Origin of the sequence: Dactylosporangium sucinum (assembly GCF_014647515.1) — a bacterium.
Taxonomy (GTDB): domain Bacteria; phylum Actinomycetota; class Actinomycetes; order Mycobacteriales; family Micromonosporaceae; genus Dactylosporangium; species Dactylosporangium sucinum.
Genome location: NZ_BMPI01000062.1, coordinates 1 through 22,973, shown reverse-complemented (window position 1 = coordinate 22,973; position 22,973 = coordinate 1). Strand labels below are relative to the sequence as shown.

The 22,973-nt window shown below is 74.5% G+C and carries 15 protein-coding genes; 4 read left to right on the top strand and 11 right to left on the bottom strand.

What is annotated here, in order from left to right:
• The 5 genes from IEZ31_RS42765 to dpgA all read right to left on the bottom strand — a co-directional run bounded on the left by IEZ31_RS42765 (position 1) and on the right by dpgA (position 5,728).
• Positions 1-639, bottom strand: coding sequence for a class I SAM-dependent methyltransferase family protein (locus tag IEZ31_RS42765; RefSeq protein WP_190255863.1), 639 nt, complete (start codon positions 637-639; stop codon positions 1-3).
• A 305-nt stretch (positions 640-944) separates the two neighbouring features.
• Complete coding sequence (locus IEZ31_RS42760; RefSeq protein ID WP_229836620.1) at positions 945-2,597, bottom strand: thiamine pyrophosphate-binding protein; 1,653 nt, start codon at positions 2,595-2,597, stop codon at positions 945-947.
• Positions 2,594-3,844, bottom strand: coding sequence for a (3,5-dihydroxyphenyl)acetyl-CoA 1,2-dioxygenase DpgC (gene dpgC / locus IEZ31_RS42755; RefSeq protein WP_190255862.1), 1,251 nt, complete (start codon positions 3,842-3,844; stop codon positions 2,594-2,596). Before dpgC ends, IEZ31_RS42760 begins: the two co-directional genes overlap by 4 nt.
• Positions 3,841-4,578 (bottom strand): enoyl-CoA-hydratase DpgB, encoded by a 738-nt coding sequence (gene dpgB / locus IEZ31_RS42750; RefSeq protein WP_229836618.1) that lies wholly within the window; start codon positions 4,576-4,578, stop codon positions 3,841-3,843. The genes dpgC and dpgB overlap by 4 nt, the downstream gene beginning before the upstream one ends.
• A 34-nt stretch (positions 4,579-4,612) precedes the next feature.
• The gene (gene dpgA / locus IEZ31_RS42745; RefSeq protein ID WP_229836616.1) at positions 4,613-5,728 is read right to left on the bottom strand and encodes a 3,5-dihydroxyphenylacetyl-CoA synthase DpgA; all 1,116 of its coding nucleotides are present in this window, start codon (positions 5,726-5,728) and stop codon (positions 4,613-4,615) included.
• Positions 5,729-6,593: 865 nt separating this feature from the next.
• Here dpgA and IEZ31_RS42740 point away from each other — a divergent pair.
• From IEZ31_RS42740 to IEZ31_RS42730, 3 genes are read left to right on the top strand one after another with little or no spacing between them, the layout of a single operon-like run.
• Positions 6,594-9,407, top strand: coding sequence for a helix-turn-helix transcriptional regulator (locus IEZ31_RS42740; RefSeq protein ID WP_190255861.1), 2,814 nt, complete (start codon positions 6,594-6,596; stop codon positions 9,405-9,407).
• A 43-nt stretch (positions 9,408-9,450) separates the two neighbouring features.
• The gene (locus IEZ31_RS42735) at positions 9,451-10,209 is read left to right on the top strand and encodes a thioesterase II family protein (protein WP_190255860.1); all 759 of its coding nucleotides are present in this window, start codon (positions 9,451-9,453) and stop codon (positions 10,207-10,209) included.
• A 19-nt stretch (positions 10,210-10,228) separates the two neighbouring features.
• Positions 10,229-13,435 (top strand): AfsR/SARP family transcriptional regulator, encoded by a 3,207-nt coding sequence (locus IEZ31_RS42730; RefSeq protein ID WP_190255859.1) that lies wholly within the window; start codon positions 10,229-10,231, stop codon positions 13,433-13,435.
• 45 nt (positions 13,436-13,480) lie between these two features.
• Here the strand turns inward: IEZ31_RS42730 and dpgD are convergent, their stop codons facing one another.
• On the bottom strand, positions 13,481-14,281 hold the full coding sequence (gene dpgD / locus IEZ31_RS42725; RefSeq protein ID WP_190255858.1) for an enoyl-CoA-hydratase DpgD: 801 nt from the start codon (positions 14,279-14,281) through the stop codon (positions 13,481-13,483).
• A 23-nt stretch (positions 14,282-14,304) separates the two neighbouring features.
• On the bottom strand, positions 14,305-15,744 hold the full coding sequence (locus IEZ31_RS42720; protein WP_190255857.1) for an aldehyde dehydrogenase family protein: 1,440 nt from the start codon (positions 15,742-15,744) through the stop codon (positions 14,305-14,307).
• A 206-nt stretch (positions 15,745-15,950) separates the two neighbouring features.
• On the opposite strand from IEZ31_RS42720, the gene IEZ31_RS42715 reads away from it, so the two are divergent.
• Positions 15,951-16,247: a hypothetical protein gene (locus IEZ31_RS42715; RefSeq protein ID WP_190255856.1), complete on the top strand. Its 297-nt coding sequence runs from the start codon at positions 15,951-15,953 to the stop codon at positions 16,245-16,247.
• Between the two features lie 88 nt (positions 16,248-16,335).
• Here IEZ31_RS42715 and IEZ31_RS42710 read toward each other — a convergent pair whose 3' ends face one another.
• From IEZ31_RS42710 to IEZ31_RS42695, 4 genes are all read right to left on the bottom strand, one after another.
• Positions 16,336-16,917: a hypothetical protein gene (locus IEZ31_RS42710; RefSeq protein WP_190255855.1), complete on the bottom strand. Its 582-nt coding sequence runs from the start codon at positions 16,915-16,917 to the stop codon at positions 16,336-16,338.
• Positions 16,918-17,059: 142 nt separating this feature from the next.
• Positions 17,060-17,824: an ABC transporter permease gene (locus tag IEZ31_RS42705; RefSeq protein ID WP_190255854.1), complete on the bottom strand. Its 765-nt coding sequence runs from the start codon at positions 17,822-17,824 to the stop codon at positions 17,060-17,062.
• Positions 17,821-18,837: an ATP-binding cassette domain-containing protein gene (locus tag IEZ31_RS42700; RefSeq protein ID WP_190255853.1), complete on the bottom strand. Its 1,017-nt coding sequence runs from the start codon at positions 18,835-18,837 to the stop codon at positions 17,821-17,823. Before IEZ31_RS42700 ends, IEZ31_RS42705 begins: the two co-directional genes overlap by 4 nt.
• 95 nt (positions 18,838-18,932) lie before the next feature.
• Positions 18,933-22,961, bottom strand: coding sequence for an SDR family NAD(P)-dependent oxidoreductase (locus IEZ31_RS42695; protein ID WP_268241741.1), 4,029 nt, complete (start codon positions 22,959-22,961; stop codon positions 18,933-18,935).
• Between the last annotated feature and the right edge of the window lie 12 nt (positions 22,962-22,973).

The following is a 22,973-nucleotide window of genomic DNA, read 5'->3' as shown; positions in this document are numbered from 1 at the left end:
TCACACGACGAACGTGAAGATCCGGCCGCTCAGCGGCGCGTCCTGTGGTTGCCCGTGAAACTGATGAACGCCCACAGAAAACAGCACGTCAGGCGGCGCGTGGAAGGCCTTTTCGGTGAAACCGGCCGCAGCGAACCAACCGCGAACAGCTGGGGTGAGGTCGGGGCCGCGGCGGGTCCTGGTCCAGATCACCGTCGCGCCGGGTGCGCACAGCCCCGGCATGGCGTTGATCGTTGCCTGCACGTCCCCATCGCTGATGTTGCCCAGTACGCCGGCGAGGATGACCAAGTCAGCAGGGACGGCACCGCGGTACGCAGCGAAGTCCCCGGCATCAGCGTGGACAGCGGTGATCCCGTCGAGCCCGGCGGACGCAACGCCGCGCCGGGCGGCGGCCACGTTGCGCAGGTCGTACTCGATCAACTCCGCCCGCACCCGATTGGCGTCCGACCGCTGCGCCAGGACGCCGATGAGGTCATGCCCTTGCCCCGCGCACACGCTGACAACCCGAAGCGAGGGCTCTGGCCGCTCGTCAAGCCAGTCACTGACGTGTTGCTGTACGAGCCTGAGCCGGCGCGCCAGCGGCGACGTGTGGTCGCCGTACGGCAGGTGCCACTCATGCCAGTCAGTCGTAGCCGTCATCGCAGCGATGCTGCCATTCCGGGCCGGCCCGCTGCTACCCGCTCCGGGGAGCAGACCGCAGCGACGGCAGTGCCCAGATCTGGCGATCTGCGCGCAACGCAGCGTGACGAGCCGGGCCGACGCTCGGCACCCGCAACTGCGGACGTGCGGATGCGGCGTGCACCAGGCGTCGAAGCCGCTCTCCCAGGCCCTCGGCTTCGGCGTAAGCACGGAGAAGAGGGCCGGTCCTCCCGTCGACGGCAGCGGCAACACCCCGGGCAGCGGGGCTGATGTCGAGCCCCACGGCGACCTTGTGGCGCGGCACGCTAGGCCGTCGTCGACGGGTGGCCGGTGATCGGGACGTCGATGACCGTCGGGGTGTCGTCCGCGGCGCCCTTCGCCACCAGTTCGGCCAGGTGGTCGGCGCTCGTCGCACGCTCGGAGCGGATGCCGAAGAACGCGCCGGCGCGGGTGAAGTCCAGCTCCGGCGGGGCCAGGTCCAGCCCGATGTAGCGGCCGCGGGCACTGGACGCGCTGCCCCAGCGGTCCAGGGTGTCCTTGAGGGTGCGGTACTCGCCGTTGTTCATCACCACGAACGTCACCGGTACCTTATGGTGCGCCGCCGACCACAGGCCCTGCAGGCCGAACATCGCGCAGCCGTCCCCGAGCACCGCCACGACCGGGCGGGTCGGGTCGCCCAGCCGGCGCCCGATCGACATGCCGATCCCGGAGCCGAGGCCGCCGCCGACGGTGTGCACGTAGGAGCCAGGGCGGTCCAGCGTCACCACCTGCCGCAGCAGTACCCCGGTGGTGATTGCCTCCTCGACCAGGACCGCGTCCGGCGGCAGACCGGCCACGATCGCGTGCGCCGCCGCGAGCGGGTCCATCGGCGCGGGGCCGTAGCGGGCCAGCGCCTCGGCGCTGACCGAGGCCCGGGCGGCCTCGGCGAACCGGCCGGCCGTGGCGATGCGGTCCGCCGCCCCGGGTACCGGCCCGGCCAGCGCCGTCGCCAGGGCGCCCAGCGACTCGCGGACCGCGCCGGCCAGGCCGAGCTCGATCCCGAAGTTGCGGCCCAGCTCCGCCGGGTCGGCGTCCAGCTGCGCGATCCGTGTGTGCGCCGGCACGAGCGGGCCGGGCGTGTAGTGGTGGGCCATGAACGCGTGCGTGCCGACGATGAGGACGACGTCGTGGACGTCGAGCCGCTCGCGGATGGCGGCGGCGGTCACCCCGAGCGGGCCGGCGTAGAGCGGGTGTGTGACCGGGAAGTTCATCCAGTCGTACATCGGCTGGTGGTAGACGGTCGCGCCGAGCGCCTCGGCCACGGCGACCAGCTCGGCGACCGCGTGCTCGCGGCCGACGCCGTCGCCGGCGACGATCGCGGGGCGCTGCGCCCCGGTGAGCATCGTGGCCAGTTGCGGGATTCCGCTCGCCGGACCAGGTGGGGCCAGGACGGCGCGGGCCGGCACCGGGACCGGGTCCGTTTCCAGCAGCACATCCATCGGGATGGACAGGAAGACGGGGCCGGCCGGCGGGCGTACCGCGGCGGCGAAGGCCCGGCGCAGCATGACCGGCAGCTCGTGGCCGTGCCGGACGTCGAAGGTCTGCTTCACCGCGGAGCGGGCCAGGCCGATGAGGTCGCCGGTCAGCATCGGGTCGATGGCCAGGTGCCGGCGGTCCTGCTGGCCGGCGGTGACGACGAGCGGCGTGCGGGAGCGCGAGGCGTTGAGCAGCCCGACGAGGCCGTTGGCCAGGCCGGCGGCGATGTGCAGGCTGACGAACGCCGGGCGCCCGGTGGCCCGGGCGTAGCCGTCGGCCATGGCCACGACGGAGCCCTCGTGCAGGCCGAGCACGAACTCGAGGTCGGGGGCGCCGGACAGCGCCTCGATGAACGGCAGCTCGCTCGTGCCGGGGTTGCCGAAGACCCGGGTCACGCCCTCCTCGCGGAGGATCGCGAGCATCGCCTCGACCGGCGAGGTCACGCGGCACCCCGGTGGGCGGAGAAGCGGTAGACCTTGTCCAGTACGTCCGGGGAGTACAGCCGCAGCGCCTGTTCGAGGGCGAACTCCGCCATGTAGGCCCGGAAGCCGTCCTGCGACTCCTCGGCGAGGTTCAGCATGCGCCGGTTGGCCAGGACCGCGGGGCCGGACAGCCGCTCGACGGCGTCGGTGACGGCGGCGTCCAGGGCGCCGGGCTCGACGACGTCGTCGAACAGCAGCCGGCCGTCGGGCTCCTGGGCCCAGACCTTGCGGCCCCACAGGATGACCTGGCGCGAGATCCGGCCGCCGGCGAGGCGGCCGAGCCGGAAGTTCCCGGCGCCGGGCACGATGCCCTCCTGCGCCGCCGGGAGGCTGAAGTAGGCGCCGGCCTCGGCGATGACCCGGTCGAAGGCGAGCAGCAGCTGGGCGCCGCCGCCGACGGCGAAGGCGTCCACGGCGGCGATCCACGGCTTGTCGCGGCGGACCGGCGGCCAGGCTTCCTCGTCGCCGTCCAGGCGCAGGCCGCGGATGAGCTTGTGGATGTACCCCAGTTCGCGGCGCAGCAGGAAACCGGTGTAGGAGATACGCCCGGCGTGCAGTTCGGCCAGGTTGATGCCGGCGCTGAACACGCGGCGCCCGCGGTAGCGCGGATGGGTCATGACGCCGCCGCGGACCACGCCGACGCGCACCGCGGGGTCCAGCAGCGCCAGGTCGACGGCGGTCTCCATGTCGTTGACGTGCTGGTTGTCCTCGGCGTTGAGGCAGTGCGTGTTGACGATGGTGAGGTGGGCCCCGGCGCCGGTTCGTTCCAGGTGTACCGCGGGAAGCTCGACCTTGCCGGTGCGCCGGAACTCCGGCAGCAGGGCCAGCGCCGCATCGGTCGGCCGGAGCATGCTGTCCAGCAGGTGGGCGCCGGCAGTGGGCGAGCCGAGCAGGGCGTGGAAGAAGATGCCCCGGTCGATCTCGCGGCCCTCCTTGGCCGCCTGCGGCCGGGCCGCATCGGCGGCGAGCTGGTCCGCGTCCGGCACCAGACCGGGGAACGCCACCGCGGCCCGCCGGGCGAGCTCCTCGATCCGGGGGCGTTCGCGCCGGCCGCCGGTCAGCCGGTCGTAGACCGCGTCGGCGTGCCGGCGCAGGAAGCCCGTCCGCAGCCGGCGCGCCGCGTCGGACCCGTCCGGCCCGAACTCGGCAAGCCGGCCGGCGTCGGTGTCGAGGTCCCCGGTCCAGCCGAGGAACAGGCGGGCGGTCATGCCGGGGCGCCGGGCTGGGCCAGTCGCTCGAAGCGGCCGAGCACCCGGTCGCACGCCGACAGGTGCGCGCCGAGGGAGTCCTCGAAGGTGGTGGTGGTCGCGTCCATCAGCAGCCGCCGCCGGATGGCCAGCTCGCTGCCGGCCAGGCCGTCCACGAGCCCGGCCGCCCGGTCCACGGCCGCCGCGGCCGCCTCGTCGTCGGCGACGATCTCGTCGACGAGGCCCATGCGCAGCGCCTGCTCGGCCCCGACGACGGCGCCGAAGAGGGCGAGCCGGCGGGCCTGGGCGACGCCGAGCTGCTGGGCCAGGCGGTGCAGGGCCATGCCGGGCCAGAGGCTGCCGGCCTGGGCCGGCATCGCGATGGCGAGGTCGGCGGTGGCGATGCGGTAGTCGGCGATGAGCAGGGCCTCCAGGGCGGGGCCGGCGAGCGCGCCGGAGGCGACGCCGACGATCGCGACCGGGGCTCGTTCGAGCCGGCGCAGCGCCTGCTCCCACTTGCTGACCAGGTGGATCTGCGCGCCGCCCGGCCAGGCCGCCGCAGCGGGCGCGCCGGCGCCGCCGGTGTGCACGACGAGCACCGCCGGCGGCGTCGCCGACTCCGCCCGCACGCATGCCTCGGTCACCGACGCGACGAGGCCGGTGCTGAGCTCGGCCGAGCTGTCGATCGCCAGGACGGGCCCGCCGACGACGCCGCGGCTGCCGGGCACGGCCTCGGATTCGATGGTCGCGGTCACGGAGACTGCCTCGCTTCCCTTTGGTTGGCCCGGTTTACCACCGGATCAGTGCCATCTCGATCGTCGAGCCGGGGCCCATCGTCATCAGCACCCCGTAGTCGCCGGGGCGGGGGGACCGCTCCTCGATCAGGCGGTCGTAGGAGAACAGGAACGAGCCGCTGGACAGGTTGCCGTAGTCCCGCAGCACGGTCGTGGTGTGGCGCACGTCGTGCCGGGTGAGCGCCAAGTTGATCATCACCGAGTCGATGACCTTCTTGCCGCCGGAGTGCACGAGCCAGTGCGTGATGTCGGGCCGGCGCAGGCCGGTGCCGGCCAGCAGCCGCCCGAGCGCGGTCTCGACGTTGGCGCCGATGACGTACGGGACCTCCCGGTCGAGGAAGAAGCTGAACTTCCCCTGGATGTCGTCCCACTGGTACCGCATGGCGTCGATCGCCTCGGGGATGATGAGGCTGGAGAAGCGCAGCAGGGCCGGGCCGGTGCTGGACATGTCGGGCTCGGCGACGATCGCGGCGGCCGCGGCACCGTCGCCGAAGAGGCTGTTGACCACGGACGTCTCGATGGTGCCGTCCATGACGTAGGCGGCCGAGCACACCTCGACGCAGAGCAGGACGGCGAGGTCGCCGGGGTTGGCCCGGGCCCACGAGGCGGTGGCGGTGAGGCCGTTGAGCCCCGCGTTGCAGCCCATGCCGACCACGTCGAGGCGCGCGCAGTGCGGGTCCAGGTCCAGCTCGCGGATGAGCATCGCGCTGAAGCCCGGGGTGAGGAAGCCGGTCGAGGTGACGCAGCAGAGGTACCGCACGTCGGAGAGTTCCGCGTCGATGTTCTTCAGGCAGGACTGCAGCGCCCGGGCGCCCATCTCCAGCCCGTTGCCCGCGTGCTTGCGCAGCAGCTCGCCCTGGGTCTCGATGGTGCGCCCGCCGCCGGGTGCGGCCGGCGGGAGGGTGAGGAACCGCCGCTGGATCGCGCTGTTGCGAAACACGGAGCGGATCCGTGGGTCCTCGATCCGGAAGATGTCGAGCAGCTCGTCCTGGGAGTAGGAGTCACCGGGGACGGCGGTGCTCACGCCGACGATGCGCGGTGCGCCGCGCAGCATCGCCTCGGCCCCGGTGAAACCGGTTAACCGAGCACTATTCACATCTGTCATCGTCATTGGTGTCGCCGCTCCGTGCCGCCAAGAATCATCTGACCGCCAAATCATCCGATCGTCCGGCCGCCCCGCGATTTGCCGTGGGTCCCCCGTTGGGCCGGGCCGCGGCCACGCGCAAGCGTGCGGCGAGATATCCCGGCTGCGGTAATCTAACGAGCGATCAGGACCGTACCCGGCACGCGACAACGGGCACCACCCCTAACCCGACCGCTAGCCTGGGACGGGCCGCGGGATCGATTAGGGGCGCACAGGACGCCCAAAGCGGGCGGTGCGGCGGCCGAACCTCCAAGAACGCCGTGAAGAAACCTCAAGATTTCCCCAAGCGTCAATACCTGTTGCCCGGAATGCCGTCCGCCGCCGGAGGACCCCTAGGCCGTCACGGAGCGCTGTCCGGATAGGGGTGGCGAGCCCGGTTCCCGCGTCCGCCGGGCCCTTCCGGCCGGCCGCCGCCACCGAAGAAGCGCAGCTCAGAACGCCGCAGTCGGGTCCCGGACGTTCTGCCGGCGGGCGGGTGCACGGTGCCACCGGCGGCGGTGGCCGTATCCCCCCAAGGTGGCGAACGGGTGCCCGGAGGGTGAGCGGCAGGGGGCTGTAGGGGTGGTCGTCTTGCCGTAACGTTCCTAGCGTTGCTTCGCGGAGAGCGACGCCAAAAGGCAATACCGTACCGCAATTTACCTTCTAGAAACACGTTCGTCGCACCAAGTGCGACTCGCGTGGTCGCTGTCGTCGACTACACAGCGCGGTAGGGTTGCCGACGGCGGCGGGGGCGTGACAGCATAGCGACACTCATGAGTTCCTTCAAGCAGAAACGGCATATCTTCGAGCACATTTTACGGTGGTAGTGCGAGCTCACGGGGGAGGCGCTGCTATGACACTGCCTGAACAACTACCTGAACAAGAGAGTGCTTTATCGAATCTCTGGCAGCTCTTCGAAGAATGTCGAGGAGGCCACGGCCGGGTCGCCGTGGTGACCGGGGCCGTCGGCACCGGCAAGACCAGGCTGACGCACACCTTCGCCGAGCGGGCCATCGCCGCCGGCGCGATCTACTGCGACGCCACGGCGTCGCGCATGGAGCGGGGACTGCAGTTCGGCGTGCTGAGCCAGCTCCTGCTCGGCGCGGAGCTGCCGGCCGAGTTCCGCGAGCAGGCGGCCCGCCTGCTGGAGGCCGGCGCGATGGCTGCGCAAAGCGCGTACTTCGGGGCCGCGGACGACGACGGCGGCAACATCCCGTCGACCATCGTGTGCAATCTGAGCATCCTGCTGCGCGACGCGGTCGCCGGCGCCGACCGGCCGCTGGTCCTGACCATCGACGACGCCCACCACGCCGACGAGGCCTCGCTGCAGTGCCTGTCGTTCGTCCTGAGCCGGCTCTGGCGCGCCCGGGCCATGCTCGTCATCAGCGCGGCGACCGGGCCACGGCCGTTCAATCCGGTGTTCCTGGCCGACCTGCCGCCCGAGCCCTACAGCCGCCGGATCCGGCTCGACCCGCTGAGCCGGGCCGGCGTCGAGGAGATGCTCGCCGCGCGGCTCGGCGCCGAGACCGCGGCCCGGCTGTCCCATGACTGCCACCGCATCAGCGGCGGCAACCCGGCCCTCGTGCGCGGCCTGATCGACGACTGCCGCCGGCAGGGCGGCGACCCCGACGGGTGGCAGCTCACCATCGGCCCCGAGACGGTCCTGGCGCTGCTGGGCATCCTGCACCGCTCCGACCCGTCGCTGCTGCGCACCGCGCGCTGGCTGGCCGTGCTCGGCGGCGTCGCCGCACCCGTGGTCGCCGACCGGCTGGTCGGCCTCGACAGCGAGTCGCTGACCCGCACCGTCGCCGCGCTCAACCGGATCGGGGTCCTCGACGACGGCCGTTTCCGCCACCCGCGGCTGCGCGCCGCGGTGCTCGACGGGCTCGCCCCGGACGAGCGGGCCAAGATGCACGCCTCCGCGGCCCAGTTGTTACGGGTGGAGGGCGCCGCACCGCCGGTCATCGCCGACCACATCCTCGGCGCCGACGGCCTCGCCGACGACTGGGCGGCGCCCGTGCTCGACGACGCCGCCGCGCAGGCCCTCGCCGACGGCGAGGTGAACCGGGCCCTGAGCTACCTGCGCCTGGCGTACCGGATGGGCACCGACAACGCCGCCCCCCTGTCCCCCGTCACCCGCGAGCTGCTGGCCCGGGCCGAGTGGCGGGCCGACCCGGCCCTGGCCATGCGGCACGACACCGACCCCGCGGCCGACGGCGAGCGGGCGATGTCCCGGGCCGTGCGGCTGATGTGGTTCGGCCGCGTCGAGCAGACCCGGGAGGCGCTGGACCGGGCCGGCACCGACCAGCCGCCGTCGGCCCGGCTCGAGGCGCTGCGGGCGTGGCAGTCCTGGCTCTACCCGAACTCCGGCGGCACCACGCCGACCGGCGCCGTGCTGTCGCAGAAGTTCCAGCGCACCACGGCCACCGCGAGCCCGACCGGGCAGGCGATCTCGCTGCTCGTCACCGGCCTCACCGACGGCACCGGCGAGTCGGCGATCGCCGCCGAGCACGCCCTGCACGAGAGCCGCCTGGAGGAGCAGAGCGTCCCGCTGCTGCTGTCCGCGCTGGCCGCGCTCGTCTGCGCCGGCAAGCTCGGCGTCGCCGCCAAGTGGGCCGACACGCTGCAGCAGGACGCCGCCGCACAACAGGCCCCGACGTGGAACGCGATGTTCACCGCGATGCAAGCGCTGGTCGCCCTGCGCCAGGGCAACCTGTCCGCCGCCGAGACCCACGCCCGGGCCGCGCTGATGCTCATCCCGGCCAGCAGCTGGGGCATCGGCATCGGTGTGCCGCTCGCGGTGCTCATCGAGGCCAGCACGGCGATGGGCCGGTTCAACGACGCCTTCAGCCACCTGCGCACCCCCGTGCCCGAGGCGATGTTCGCCTCGCCGTTCGGCCTGCTGTACCTGTGCGCCCGGGGCCGGTTCCACTACGCCCGCGAGGACTACCGCAGCGCCCTGCGCGACTTCGATTCGGTCGGGCACCTCGCCGCGCAGTGGCAGATGGACTACTCCGGGCTCGTCGTCTGGCGGACCGACGCGGCCCTGGCGCACCTGCGCCTCGGCCAGGCCCAGGCCGCCCACGACCTCGCGCTCGACCAGCTGAAGCGGCTGACCCCGGCCAACGTCCGGGAGCGCGGCATCGCGCTGCGGGTCGTGGCCGCGTGCAGCGACGTGCCGAAGCGGCCGGTGCGCCTCGGCCAGGCGGTGAAGGAGCTGCAGAACAGCGGCGACCGGCTCGAGCTCGCCTACGCCCTGGCCGACCTCAGCCAGGCCTACCACGCTCTCGGCGAGATCGGCCAGGCCCGCCGGATCAGCCGCCGGGCATACCAGATCGCCAAGCAGTGCGGAGCCTGCGTCCTGGCCCGCAGCCTGCTGCCCGACGCCGTCGGCGGCGGGAGCGACGACAGCGACAGCGACGCGGCCCCGACGCCCTACACCGGCCTGAGCCAGGCCGAGCGGCGGGTCGCCGCACTGGCCGCGGACGGCTACAGCAACCGCCAGATCGCCAGCACGCTCTTCGTCACCGTGAGCACCGTCGAGCAGCACCTGACCCGGGTCTACTCGAAGCTGAAGGTCAGCCGCCGCGGCGACCTGCCCATGGGGCTGCTCCAGGACGTCGGCGAGCGCAGCTTTCCCCTGCCCGAGGCCGGCGAAGGATTCTGACGCGGGCGCCACACCCACCAGGACGAGAGGTTGCGGGACAAGCATGGCAGGCCAAGACAGCACCACCTGGATCCGGCGGTTCCATCCGGCCGGCGACGGCTCCACCCGGCTGGTCTGCCTGCCGCACGCGGGCGGCTCGGCGAGCTTCTTCTTCCCGGTCTCGGCGTCACTGAGCCCCCGGCTGGAGGTCCTCGCCGTGCAGTACCCCGGCCGGCAGGACCGCCGCCACGACCCGGTCATCGACGACGTGCACCTCCTCGCCGACCGGGTCACGGCGGCGCTGCAACCCTACGCCGACCGGCCGCTCGCGCTGTTCGGGCACAGCCTGGGCGCCACGCTGGCCTACGAGGTGGCGCTGCGCCTGGAGGCGGCCCGCGACGAGCCCGTCGCGCACCTGTTCGCCTCCGGGCGGCGGGCACCGTCGCGGTACCGCGACGAGGACGTCCACAAGCGCGGCGACGCCGCCCTCATGGCCGAGCTGCGGATGCTCAACGGCACCGAGACCGCGCTGCTGGACGACCCCGAGACCCGCGCGATGGTCATGCCGTCGATCCGCAGCGACTACAAGGCCATCGAGACGTACCGGCACCGCCCCGGCGGCCGGCTGAAGGCGCCCGTCACCGCGATCACCGGCGACGACGACCCGAAGACCAGCCTCGACGAGGCGCGGGACTGGGCCGCGCACACCACCGGCCCGTTCCGGCTGGAGGTCCTGCCGGGCGGGCACTTCTTCCTCATCCCCCGGGCCGCGCAGGTGCTGCGGCTCATCTCGGAAACCCTGACGCCGAGCCGCACCGGCTGAGCGTCGCGTAGCATGCGGTATGCGCGTTGCCCTCCTGGGCCCCTTCGAAGTCCGGGACGAGACCGGGGAGCCCGTCCCGGTCCCCGGGACCCGGCTGCGCGCGCTCCTCGTGCGGCTCGTGCTGAGCCCGGAGCACCCGGTCACCAGCGACGCGCTCATCGACGCCGTCTGGGGCGAGGAGCCGCCGCCCAACGCGACAAATGCGCTGCAGTCGCTGGTGTCCCGGCTGCGCCGCGCGCTGCCCGGCGCCGAGGCGGCCCGCCTCGAGCTGCTGCCGGCCGGGTATCGGCTCGCGGTACCGGCCGACACCACCGACATCGCCCAGTTCGAGCGGCTCGTCGCCGAGGGCCGCGACCGGCTCGCCGCCGGTGACCGCGCCAGCGCCGCCGAGCGCTTCGCGGCCGGCCTCGCGCTGTGGCGCGGGCGGCCGTTCGACGGGCTCACGGCGGTGCCCTTCGCCGAGGCGACCGGTGCCCGGCTGACCGAGCTGCGGCTGCGCACCATCGAGGACTACGCCGAGCTCGCCATCGCCGTCGGCAAGCACGCCGAGCTCATCGCCGACGTGCGGCAGCTGACGTTCGAGTATCCGCTCGACGAGCGGCTGCGGGCCGTGCACATGCGGGCGCTGTGCGCCGCCGGCCGCCGCGCCGAGGCGCTGTCCAGCTACGAGGACCTGCGCCGGGCGCTGGCCGACACGCTCGGCACCGACCCCGCGCCCGCACTGCGCGAGCTGCACGCCGCCATCCTGCGCGGCCGCATCGGCGGCCCGGCCGCGCCGGCCGCGCCGGCCAGGCCCGCCGCGGCCCCGGCCGTCCCGCGCGGCAACGTGCGCACCGCGGTGACGAGCTTCGTCGGCCGCGACCGGGAGCTGGCCCAGATCGGCGCGCTGCTGGCCGACGCCCGGCTGGTCACGCTCATCGGCCCGGGCGGGGTCGGCAAGACCCGGCTGGCCACCGAGCTGGCCACCGACTGGCCGGCCCGGGCCGGCGACGGCGCCTGGCTCGTCGACCTCGCCGAGGTCCGGGTCGCCGCCGAGGTGCCGGCCGCGGTGCTGGCCACCCTCGGCCTGCCGGCCGCCGGGCCCGACGGCGCCGCGGCCCCCGCCGAGCGGCTGGCCCGGCTGTTCGAGCCGCTGCGCGACCGGCGCGCGCTGCTCATCCTGGACAACTGCGAGCACCTCATCGACGCGTGCGCGCGCACCGCCGACGCCATCGTCAGCGTGTCGCCGGGCGTGCGGGTGCTCGCCACCTCGCGCGAGCCCCTGGCCGTCGTCGGGGAGCGGCTGTATCCGATCGGGCCGCTCGCGGTGCCGCCCCCGGGGGTCAAGGCGACCGAGGCCCTCGACGTCCCGGTGCTGCGGCTGTTCGCCGACCGGGCGGCCGCCGCGCGGTTCGGCTTCCAGCTCACCGACGCCAACCTGCCGGCCGTGACCGAGATCTGCCGCCGCCTCGACGGCCTGCCGCTGGCCATCGAGCTGGCCTGCGCCCGGCTGCGCACGCTGCCGGCCGAGGAGATCGCCGCCCGCCTCGGCGACCGGTTCCGGCTGCTGACCGGCGGCCACCGCACCGCGCTGCCGCGCCACCAGACGCTGCTGGCCGTCGTGGAGTGGAGCTGGCAGCTGTTCACCGAGGCCGAGCGCACCCTCGGCCGGCGCCTCGCGGTCTTCGTCAGCGGCGCCACCCCCGACGCCATCGAGGGTGTCTGCGCCGACGGCCAGCTGCCCGGAGGCAACGTGCTGGGCCTGCTCGGCGCGCTCGTCGACCGGTCCTTTGTGGACTTCCAGGAGAGCACCGGCGCACCGCCGCGCTACGGCATGCTCAACACCATCCAGTCCTACGCCGCGGCCGCGCTCGCCGACGCCGGGGAGTCCGACACGTTCCGCCGCGCCCACGCACGGTGGTTCCTGCATCGGGCCGAGGCGGTCGAGCCGGCCCTGCGCGGCCGCGAGCAGCTCGCCGCGCTGGCCTGGCTGAGCCGCGAGCAGGACAACCTGCGCGCCGCGCTGCGCTTCGCGGTCGACACCGCCGACACCGCCCTGGCCGTCCGCCTGGCCGGCGCCCTGGGCTGGTACTGGGAGCTGCGCGGCCGCAACGCCGAGGCGGCCGGCTGGCTGCGCGAGGTGCTGGCCCTGCCGGCCGGCCCGGACGTCCCGGCCGCGGCGCTGGCCACCGCGTATGCCTTCGACGCGATGAACCACTTCGCCATCCAGGATCCCGACCGCGGCACCGCCTCCGCCGGCCGGGCCCGCGAGCTGGCCGCCGGCGCCACCCACCCCGCGGTGCTGCTCATCGGCGCCATCCAGCACGTGGCCGACGACGCCTCGGAGCTGGCCGCGCTCGTGCGCCACCCCGACCCGTGGCTGTCCGCGGCCGGCGAGCTGTTCTCCGGCCACGCCGCCCGCGTCCGCGGCGACTCGACCGCCGCCCTGGTCCACTCGGCCGCCGCCCGCGACAAGTTCACCGCCATCGGCGACGGCTGGGGCGTGGCCGGCGCGGTCCGCGCCCTCGGCGCCGGGCTCAGCCTCAGCGGCGACCATCCGGCCGCGATCGCCGCCCTCGGCGAGGCGATCCGCTTCGCCGAGACGGTCGCCGCCCATGACGCCGCGTGGCTGCGGGTCGCGCGCGGCATGGAGTTCCTCCGCGCCGGGGAGCTGGACGCGGCCAGCGACGAGCTCGCCCGGGCCAGCGACGCCGGCCACCAGCTGCGCGCGCCGGTCGTGCTGGCCTACGCCGACGCGGCGCTCGGCGAGCTGGCGCGGGCCGCCGGGGAGCCGGCCCGCGCCGAGACGCTGCTGCGGGCGGCCCTGCGGCGGTCCGACGAGACGCCCGGGGTCCCGCTGCCGGTACCGCTGCTGGCCATGACCGGCCTGGCGCGGCTCGCCGTCGCCGACCGCCCGGCCGAAGCCCGGACGCTGCTGGCCGACGCGCTGTCGCGCGCGGTGGCCGCCCGCGACGTGCAGAACCATCCGGTGATCGCATCGGTGGTCGAGGCCCTGGCCGAGCTGGCCCGGGCCGAGGGCCGCCCGGCCGACGCGGCCCGCCTGCTGGGCTACGCGGCCGCCGGTCGCGGCACCCCGGATCACGGCAGCCCCGACGTGCGCCGCACGGCGTCCGCAGCCCGGGCCGCCCTGGGCCCGTCCTACGACGAGCTGTTCGACCCGGCCGCCGCCCTGAGCGCCGACGCCGCGGTCTCCGCGGTGCTGACCCTCACCGCCGCCGAGACCTGAGGCGCGTCTGGCACGGTGGGGCTGGGCCGCCCCGCGAGAGACGGCTCAGTGACCCTGCCAGCGGGGCGGTCGCTTCTCGGCGAAGGCGCGCGGGCCCTCGACGGCGTCGGCGCTGCGCATCCGCCGTTCCTCCCACACGTAGCGGGTGGCGAACGCCTGCTCCAGCGGCAGGTCGGCCGAGCGGTACGCGGCCTCCTTCACCGCCCGCACCGACAGCGGCGCGCAGGCCAGCACGTCGGCGACCCACCCGTCGACGCACGCGTCGAGCCCGTCGGCCGGCACCACCTCGTTGACGAGCCCGAGCTCGTAGGCCCGCCGGGCGCCGAACCGCCGGCCGGTCAGCAGGTAGCCCAGCGCGGCCCGCAGCGGCGCCTGGCGGGCCAGCCGGAACACCCCGCCGGCGCCGGCGATCAGCCCGATCCGCGGCTCCGGCAGCCCGAACTCGGCGGTGTCCGCGGCGATCACGATGTCGCACGCCAGGGCCAGCTCCAGGCCGCCGCCGAGCGCGTAGCCGGCGACCCGGGCCACGACCGGCTTGGACAGCGTGAACCGCTCGGTGAGCCGCGGCCAGCCGGGCTGCCCGCAGCTGCCGAACGTGGCCGGCGGCGTCCCGGCGTTGGCGCCGGAAGCGTTGCGGGCGGCCAGTTCCTTGAGGTCCTGCCCGACCGAGAACGCCCTGTCGCCGGCGCCGGTGAGGACGGCGACCAGCAGCGCGTCGTCGCGCTCGAAGTCGTCCCAGACCTCGCCGAGGGCGGTGTGCGCGGCGCGGTCCAGCGCGTTGAGCACCTGCGGGCGGTCGATCGTCACCCGTGCGACCGGGCCGTCCTTCTCGTACCGGATGCCCACTGCCGTCGCCTTCGAACGGTGTCTCAGAACGGGAACGCCGGAGCGCTGTCCTTGACGGTCAGCCACTGCCAGCGGGTGAACTCGTCGGCGCTGTGCTGCGCGCCGTAGCGGGCGCCGTTGCCGGAGGCGCCCCAGCCGCCGAACGAGACGAACGCGTCGTCGTTGACGGTCTGGTCGTTGACGTGGACGATCCCGGTCCGCAGCCGGTCGGCGATCGCCAGGCCGCGGGCCGCCGAGCCGGTCTGGACGGCCGCGACGAGGCCGTAGGGGGTGGCGTTGGCCACCGCGACCGCCTCGTCGTCGTCGCGGACGGCGACGACGGGGGCGACCGGACCGAAGATCTCCTCGGTGAACACCGGCATCGCGGCACTCACGCCGGTGAGGACCGTCGGTTTGAAGAACAGTCCTTCAGCGGTACCGCCGGTGCGCACGCGAGCGCCGCCGGTCACGGCGTCGGCAAGCAGGCCGGCCACCCGGTCGCGCTGCCGCGCGTTGATGAGCGGCCCGAGCGACACGTCGGCGGCCCACGGGTCGCCGACGGTGAGCTTCTCCGCGCGGGCGACCAGCCGGCCGACGTACTCCTCGAACACCGACTCGTGCACGATGTGCCGCCCGGCGGCCATACAGATCTGGCCCTGGTGCAGGAACGAGGCCCACGCGCCGGCCGAGGCGGCGGCGTCGAGGTCGGCGTCGTCGAGCACGATGAGGGCGTTGTTGCCGCCGAGCTCCAGCAGCGCCCGTTTGAGGTCCCGGCCGGCGGCCGCGCCGATCTGCCGGCCGACGGCGGTCGAGCCGGTGAACGCGATCGCGGCCACGTCCGGGTGCTCGGCCAGCGCGGCGCCCGGCACCGCGTCGCCGGGCAGCACGTGCAGCACGCCGTCGGGCAGGCCGGCCGCGGCGAACAGCCGGGCGACGAGCAGGCCGCCGGCGACGGCGGTGTGGACGTCGGGCTTGAGCACAACCGCGTTGCCCAGCGCCAGCGCGGGCGCGACGGCGCGCAGGCTCAGCACGAGCGGGAAGTTCCAGGGGGCGATGACGCCGACGACGCCGAGCGGCACCCGCCGGCTGATCGACTGCCCGCCGACGACCGAGGGCTGCAGGTGCCCGGTCGGCTGGGTCGGCAGCCCGGCGGCGACCCACAGCTCGTCGAGCGCGGAGTCGATCTCGAAGGCGGCCTTGGCCCGCACGGCGCCGCCCTCGCGGACCAGCCACTCGGCGAACTCGTCGCGGTGGCGCTCCAGCAGCCGCGCGGCGGTGCGCAGGACGGCGGCCCGCTCCGTCGGCCGGCGCCCGGCCCAGCCCGGCTGGGCCGTCCCGGCCGCCCGGACCGCGTCGTCGATGTCCCGCGCGTCGGCGAGCCCGACGGTGGCGAGGCGGTGCCCGGTCGCGGGCTCGACGGCCTCGAACGTGCCGCCGCGGGTGGCCGGCTCCGGGTCCGCGCCCGGAGAGAACAGTCGGGTCATCGTGGCCTCCTCCGCACCGCACGCTACGGATCGCGCGGGCGCGCCAGAACCCCTATCGGGGCGCCGGATCCCCCTGATCCGACTTCGATCACCCCACAAGTCCCCCGAGAGGGAAAGGCGGTACCAGGTGGGAATCCGAAGGATCCGGATCGATGGGAGCCGTACACTGTCAGAGCGGGATCGTTGTACGTAAAGGAGTCGAAGACATGGCCAACCGGCGATCCATCGGCGACCTTCTGCACAGCCTGACCCACCGGACGCCCGGGGTGCCCGAGCACCGGGACAATGAGCCGGGCCACCAGGGCGACGGGGTGGTGAGCCACCAGGGTGAGGCCCTGCAGGGCGCCCACCCGAAGCTGCAGGGCCGCGGTGAGCAGCACCGCAACCCCGGTCAGAACCGCAACCCCGGCCAGAGCAACCGCAACGCCAACAGCGGCGAGCCACGGGTGCTCGTCGGCTGGCAGCGGCGCATCGCGGCCTTCTTCGGCCGCAAGGACCGGTGACCGCAAGGCTTCACAACCGAGAACACCCGCCCCGGCCGCCGTTCGGCAGCCGGGGCGGGGCGTCTTCGCACCCGCGTCGCGGGTGGGCTCAGCCGGCGGCCTCGACCTTGTGCAGGTCGATGACGCCGCACGGCTCCCACTTGCCGTCGACCAGGTAGGTGATGTCGTCGCGGAGGTGGCCCGGCGCGACGAAGGAGAAGTCGTCGATGCTCTTGATGACCTGGCCCTCGGACACACCGCTGGTGCCGCCCGCGATGATGACGCGGGTGTACTCCCCGGTGAAGCGCAGGTGCCCGTCGACCCAGCCCGGCGAGGTCGCGGTGCCGTAGCTGCCCAGGTTGTCGTACCACTGGGCGACGTACTGGAGGGCGACGGAGTCCCAGCCGAAGTTCCACCAGCCGACGACGGTGCCGGTCTCGGTGTTCGTCGGCATGACCATCTGCATCTGGTACCAGTTGCCGTCGAGAATGCTCGCGGTCTTCGTGATGACCTTGAGGGGTCCCTCGTCCGGCACGTCCGACGTGAGCCCCCGGTACTCCCCCAGGAAGAAGGCGAGCTCGGACATCTGATGCGGGGCGGGGTTGATGATGATCGGGTCTGCACCGTCTCCTGGCGGGACGGCGGAACCGGCGGCGGGTTGGGTCACCGCGGGCGCCAGCGCTTCAGTCATCGAACACTCCGTGAGGATCGTGGGCAGGACCGGGTGTGCACTGACAGGAAGCTATGTCCGCGCCCGCCGGGCGGACAAGGTTCAAGGCCCAGGACAGGGGCCACCGCGAACCCGGCTGGGGTCGGCAGGGGCCGCGAACCCGTCAGACCCGGCGGCTGTAGACCCACGTCGCCAGCGGCCCGAACACCGCCACGATCACGGCCGACCACAGCAGCGCGGTGACGACCGAGTGCCCGACCGGCAGGCCGAGCAACAGGTTGCGGGCGGCGTCCGACACGTGCGACACCGGGTTGATCTTCACCCAGGCCTGCAGCCAGCCGGGAAGCTTGCCGACCGGGACGAAGACGTTGCTGCCGAACGTCAGCGGCAGGATCAGCAGGAAGCTGAACGCGTTGACGCCGGCCGGGTCGCGCACCAGCAGGCCGAAGAGGGCCATGACCCAGCTGACCGCGAACGCGAACAGCACGATGATGCCGCAGCCGGCGAGGATGGCGAGCGGGTTGGCGTGCGTGCGGAACCCGAGGGCCAGGCCGAGGGCGAACACCAGCACCAGCGACAGCACGTACCGGAACACGTCGGCCACGACGTAGCCGATGAGCGGCGCGGAGCGGGCGATCGGCAGGCTGCGGAGCCGGTCGAAGATGCCGTTGCGCTGGTCGTTGCTGAGCCCGACACCGATGCCGAGGGCCGTGAACATGAGCGTCTGCACCGCGATGCCGGGCAGCACGTACTGCAGGTAGGAGTGGGTGCTGCCGGAGACGGCGTTGCCGAACAGGTACACGAACACGGCGACGAGCACGATCGGCATGGTGACGACGTCGATCAGCTGGTCCGGCGAGTGCCGCAGCTTCGTGAGGTTGCGCCAGGCCATCGTCAGGCTGTGGCGGACGGTCCAGAGGGCGGTCATCGGGGCTCTCCCGTCACTTGGGCGGCGTCGGCCGGCGCGGCCTCGGCGGGTGCTTCCGTCACCGTCGGACGGCCGGTCAGGGACAGGAACACCTCGTCGAGGGTGGCGAGGCGGATGCCGATCTCGGCGACCTCGATGCCGGCGTCATCGAGGCGCCGGGCCACGGCGGCGAGGGCGTCGGGCCCGGACAGCGCGGGCACCAGCGGTACCGAGACCACGCCCTCCGCCGCACGGACCTCGGCCTCACCGACGGCCGCGGTCACCACGGACCGGGTGTGCTCAAGGTCGGCCCGGTCGGCCGGGCGCACGTCGAGGCTCTGCCCGCCGGCGCGGGACTTGAGCTCGGCCGGCGTGCCCGAGGCGATGAGCTTGCCGTGGTCGATGACCGCGATCTGGCTCGCGAGCCGGTCGGCCTCGTCCAGCTGCTGGGTGGTGAGCAGCACGGTGGCGCCGCCGGCCACGAGGTCGCGGACCATGTCCCACAGCTCGGCCCGCGACCGCGGGTCCAGGCCGGTGGTCGGCTCGTCGAGGAACAGCACGGCCGGCTCGCCGACCATGACGAGGGCGAGGTCGAGGCGGCGGCGCATGCCGCCCGAGTAGGTCTTGGCCAGCTGCTTGCCGACGTCGGCCAGGCCGAAGCGCTCCAGCAGCATGCTCGCCCGCCGCTTGGCCTGGGGCCGCGACAGCTTGAGCAGCCGGCCGATGAGCAGCAGGTTCTCATAGCCGGTGAGGTCGTCGTCGACGGCGGCGAACTGGCCGGTCAGCCCGATCGTCGCGCGGACCTCGGCGGCGTTCTTCGTCACGTCGAAGCCGCCGACGCGGGCCACGCCGCCGTCGGGACGCAGCAGCGTGGCCAGGATGCGGATCATGGTGGTCTTGCCGGCGCCGTTGGAGCCGAGGAGGCCCTGCACGCAGCCGGTCGGCACCTCGAGGCTGAGGCCGTCCAGCGCGGTTGTCTTCCCGTAGCGCTTGACCAGGTCCTCGACCTGGATCGCGTACACATTCGGGTTCATGCGTACAGTGTCGGGCTCCGCGCTGGCACGGCACGCACACGACGCTGAGATGCAACCGCACGGCCGCAAGATCAGGGGCCCGGCCCCTACCACCCCTACACGGTCGCGGCCAGCCACGTGCCGACGGCGGCGGCGGTCGCCTCCGCGAAGTCCTCCAGCATCGAGAAGTGGTCCCCGGGCACGTCGGTGCTGTCGTGGGCGAAGGACATCGAGGCCTGCCAGTTGCCGCCGGTGCGCTCGACGACCTCGTCGCTGAACGGCGCGGTGGCCCGCACGAGCAACGTCGGCGTCCGCACGGGCTCCGGGTGCCAATGGGCGATCAGCGACTCGTAGCGGCCCATGGCGGTCACCCGCACGTCGCTGAGCATCGTCGAGCGCTGCTCCCGGGCCATCATCGCGCGGGCCCCGCTGTAGAGGTTGGCCCGGTCCTGCTGCTCGCCGAAGTACGTGTCCAGCAGCACGACGGCGGCCGGCGGCGCCCCGATGGCCTCCAGGTGGTGGGCCAGGCTGTAGGCCAGCCAGCCGGAGGCGGAGCGGCCCAGCAGCGCGAACGGCGCCCCGTCGGCGGCCCGCAGCACGGTGTCGGCGTGCAGGCGCACGAGAGCGTCGAAGGTGGAGGGTAGCGACTGCCCGGCGACGAACCCCGGCTCGGGAACGACGAGCACCCGGCGCTCGTCGCGCAACGGTGCGGCGAACCGGGTGTACTCATGCACGCCGGACGCCGGGCTGAACGACGGGAAGCAGAACAGCACCGGGGTGGCCGGCCCGCGGGTCAGCTCGACCGGGCCTGGCCGGTCGGGCAGGTCCTCGGGCCCGTCGAAGCTGGGCGCGAGGCGGGACACGACCCGGGCGAGCTCCCACGCCTCGTCGTACTGGCCGGCCTCGCACGCGCGGATGTAGAGCGCGGCGATCGGGTTCGCGGCCTCGGTCGGCTCGGCCGCGCCCGCCTCCTCGGCCGCGGCGGTGCTCAGCTTGTCCAGCAGGTGCTCGACGAGCAGCTGCGGGTTGGGGTGATCGAAGACGAGCGCGGCGGGCAGCCGCAGCCCGGTCGCGGCCCCGAGGACGTTGCGCAGCTCGACCGCCGTCAGGGAGTCGAAGCCGAGCTCGCTGAAGGTGCGGTCGGCCGGCATGGCGGTGGCGTCGGCGTGGCCGAGGATCCGGGCGGCCTGCTCACGGACGAGCCCGAGCAGGACGGCCGGCAGGTCGGCCGGGAGCACCGCGGCGAGCCGCTCGGCCCAGCCGGTGGCGGCGCCGGGCGCGGCCCGCCCGGCCCGGCGCGGCGGCAGGAGCCGGCGCAACAGCGGCGGTGCCGGGTCGGCGCCGAGCTGCGCCCGCAGCGCCGCCAGGTCCAGATTGGCCAGCACGGGCGCCGGGTCGGGCAGGTCGGCGGCGGCGTCGAGCAGGGCCAGGGCCTGCGGCGAGCTCAGCGGGGCGGCGGCGCGGGCCAGGCGGCGCCGGTCGGTCGCGGAGAGCCGCCCGCCCATCCCGCCCTCCTCGGCCCAGGTGCCCCAGGCGAGCGACGCAGCGGGCAGGCCGAGCCGGCGGCGGTGGTGGGCGAGGCCGTCGAGGTAGGCGTTGGCGGCGGCGTAGCCGGCCATGCCGGCCGCGCCGAGCACGCCGGAGGTGCTGGAGAACAGCACGAACGCGGCCAGCGGTAGGTCGCGGGTGAGCTCGTGCAGATGCCAGGCGCCTTCGGCCTTGGCCCGGAACGCGCGCTCGAGGTGCTCGCCGGTGAGGGACTCGACGGTACCGTCGGCGACGACCCCGGCGGCGTGCACCACCGCGGTCAGCGGCCGTCCGGCGGGGATCGAGGCGAGGACGGCGGCGAGCGCGTCGCGGTCAGCGACGTCGGCGGCGACGACGCGGACGCCCGCCCCGAGCCGGAACAGCTCGGCGGCGAGGTCCCCGGCGCCGGGCGCGTGCGGGCCGGACCGCGAGACCAGCAGGAGGTTGCGCACGCCGTGTGCCCCGGCGAGGTGCCGGGCGACGACGGCGCCGAGGGCGCCGGTGCCGCCGGTGACCAGGACGGTGCCGGCGCCCCACCACACGGGGTCCGCCTCGGTGGGCGGGGTGGCGCGGGCGAGGCGGGCGGCGTACAGGGCCCCGCCGCGGACGGCGAGCTGCGACTCGTCGCTCGCCGTGGCGATCGCGACGGCGGCGTCCGGCAGCGGACCGTCGGGGTCGCTGCCGGGGTCGGTGTCGAGCAGGACGATCCGGCCCGGGTGCTCGGTCTGCACCGTGCGGACGAGGCCCCAGACGGCGGCACCGGCGAGGTCGGTGACGTCGCCGCCGGCGGCCGGGACGGCGCCGCGGGTGACGACGACGAGCCGGTTGCCGTCGACGAGCCAGTCCTGGACGGTGGCGAGCGTGGCGGCGACGGCCGCCCGGGCCTCTTCGGCGGTGGTGCCGGCCGGCGGGTGGTAGGCGGCGACCGGGGCGGTGCGCCAGGCCGTGCCGGGACCGACGACGGCCCACGTCTCCGCCGGCACCGCACCCGGTCCGGTGTCCTCGACGGGCTCCCAGTCGACCCGGAACATCGCGCCGCGGGTGAGGCTCGGGCGGAGTTCCTCCCCGGCCGGGCGCAGGACGAGCGACTCGATGGACACGACGGGCCGGCCGCCGGGGTCGGCGGCGGCGATCGCGGCGCCGCCGTCGTCGGCCTTGCCGATGCGGACCCGGAGCCGGTCGGCGCCGGTGGTGTGCAGCCGGACGCCGGTCCAGGCGAACGGCATCCCGCGACCCTCCACGTTGGACAGCGCGACGGCCTGGGCGGCCCCGTCCAGCAGCGCCGGGTGGAGGCCGAACGCGCCGGCGGCGGCCCCGTCGGGCAGCGCGACCTCGGCGTAGACGTCGCCGCCGGCGCGCCAGGCGGCGTGCAGGACCCGGAAGGCGGGCCCGTAGGCGACACCGCCGGCGGCGACCAGGTCGTAGAAGTCGTCGAGGTCGACGGGTTCGGCACCGGCGGGCGGCCACGACCCGGCTTCCAGGACCGGGCCGGCCGCAGCGGCGTCATCGGCCAGGACGGCGGACGCGTGGCGGGTCCACTCGCCGTCGTCGCCGGCGCGGGCGTGCACGGCCAGCTCGCGGGTGCCGCCGTCGTCGGGCTCGGCCACGGTGACCTGCAGCTCGACGGCGCCCCGCTCCGGGATGACGAGCGGCGCGTGCAGGGTGAGCTCGCGCACGGCGGCGCAGCCGGCCACGTCGGCGGCGCGGACGGCCAGCTCGACCATCGCGCTGCCGGGCAGCAGGACGGTACCGCCGACGGCGTGGTCGGCGAGCCACGGCTGGGCGGCCAGGGAGAGGCGCCCGGTGTGGACGGTCCCGCCGGCGGCGAGGCCCACGGCCGGGCCGAGCAGCGGATGGTCGCCGCCGGGGGCGTCGAGCCAGTAGCGCTGGTGCTCGAAGGCGTAGGTCGGCAGGTCGACCGGACGGCCGGGCCCGCCGAGGAGCTTCGCCCAGTCGACGCCGACCCCGGCGCAGTGCAGGACGCCGGCCGCGGTGAGGAACTGCCGCCACTCCGGTTCGTCCCGGCGCAGCGTCCCGCTCGCGGCGGGCACGATGTCGCCGATCCCGGCCGTCAGCACCGGGTGCCCGCTCGCCTCGAGGAACACGCCGTGGCCGTCGGCGACCAGCGCCTCGACGGCCGGCGCGAACCGCACCTGTTCCCGCAGGTTCGTGTACCAGTAGCCGCCATCGGCCTCCGGCCCGTCCATCCACCGGCCGGTCACCGTCGACAGCCACCCGATCCGGGCCTTGCCCGGCCGGACGTCCGCCAGCCGGGACCGCAGCGACGCCTCGATCGGCTCGACCATCGGGCCGTGGGACGCGTAGTCCACGTCCAGGACCCGGGTCTGCACGTCGAGCGTGGCCACCCAGTCGCGCACCAGCTCCGGCGGGCCTGACACCACCACCGACTCGGGGCCGTTCACCGTGGCGATGCTCAGCCCGTCGGCCAGCCACTCCTGCACCCGCGCCGCCGACGCGCCGACCGAGGCCATCGCGCCGGTGCCGGCCAGCTCCCGCAGAGCGCGCGCCCGGACCGCGACCACCTTCGCCCCATCCTCAAGACTGAGCGCACCGGCAACCACAGCCGCCGCGATCTCACCCTGCGAATGACCGACCACCGCATCCGGTGT

Excerpts from the sequence above, each read along its gene's own strand:
- IEZ31_RS42765 (WP_190255863.1), bottom strand. The coding sequence starts at position 639 with ATGACGGCTACGACTGACTGGCATGAGTGGCACCTGCCGTACGGCGAC.
- dpgC (WP_190255862.1), bottom strand. The coding sequence starts at position 3,844 with ATGACCGCCCGCCTGTTCCTCGGCTGGACCGGGGACCTCGACACCGAC.
- dpgA (WP_229836616.1), bottom strand. The coding sequence starts at position 5,728 with ATGACGATGACAGATGTGAATAGTGCTCGGTTAACCGGTTTCACCGGG.
- IEZ31_RS42740 (WP_190255861.1), top strand. The coding sequence starts at position 6,594 with ATGACACTGCCTGAACAACTACCTGAACAAGAGAGTGCTTTATCGAAT.
- IEZ31_RS42735 (WP_190255860.1), top strand. The coding sequence starts at position 9,451 with ATGGCAGGCCAAGACAGCACCACCTGGATCCGGCGGTTCCATCCGGCC.
- IEZ31_RS42730 (WP_190255859.1), top strand. The coding sequence starts at position 10,229 with ATGCGCGTTGCCCTCCTGGGCCCCTTCGAAGTCCGGGACGAGACCGGG.
- IEZ31_RS42720 (WP_190255857.1), bottom strand. The coding sequence starts at position 15,744 with ATGACCCGACTGTTCTCTCCGGGCGCGGACCCGGAGCCGGCCACCCGC.
- IEZ31_RS42715 (WP_190255856.1), top strand. The coding sequence starts at position 15,951 with ATGGCCAACCGGCGATCCATCGGCGACCTTCTGCACAGCCTGACCCAC.
- IEZ31_RS42710 (WP_190255855.1), bottom strand. The coding sequence starts at position 16,917 with ATGACTGAAGCGCTGGCGCCCGCGGTGACCCAACCCGCCGCCGGTTCC.
- IEZ31_RS42705 (WP_190255854.1), bottom strand. The coding sequence starts at position 17,824 with ATGACCGCCCTCTGGACCGTCCGCCACAGCCTGACGATGGCCTGGCGC.
- IEZ31_RS42700 (WP_190255853.1), bottom strand. The coding sequence starts at position 18,837 with ATGAACCCGAATGTGTACGCGATCCAGGTCGAGGACCTGGTCAAGCGC.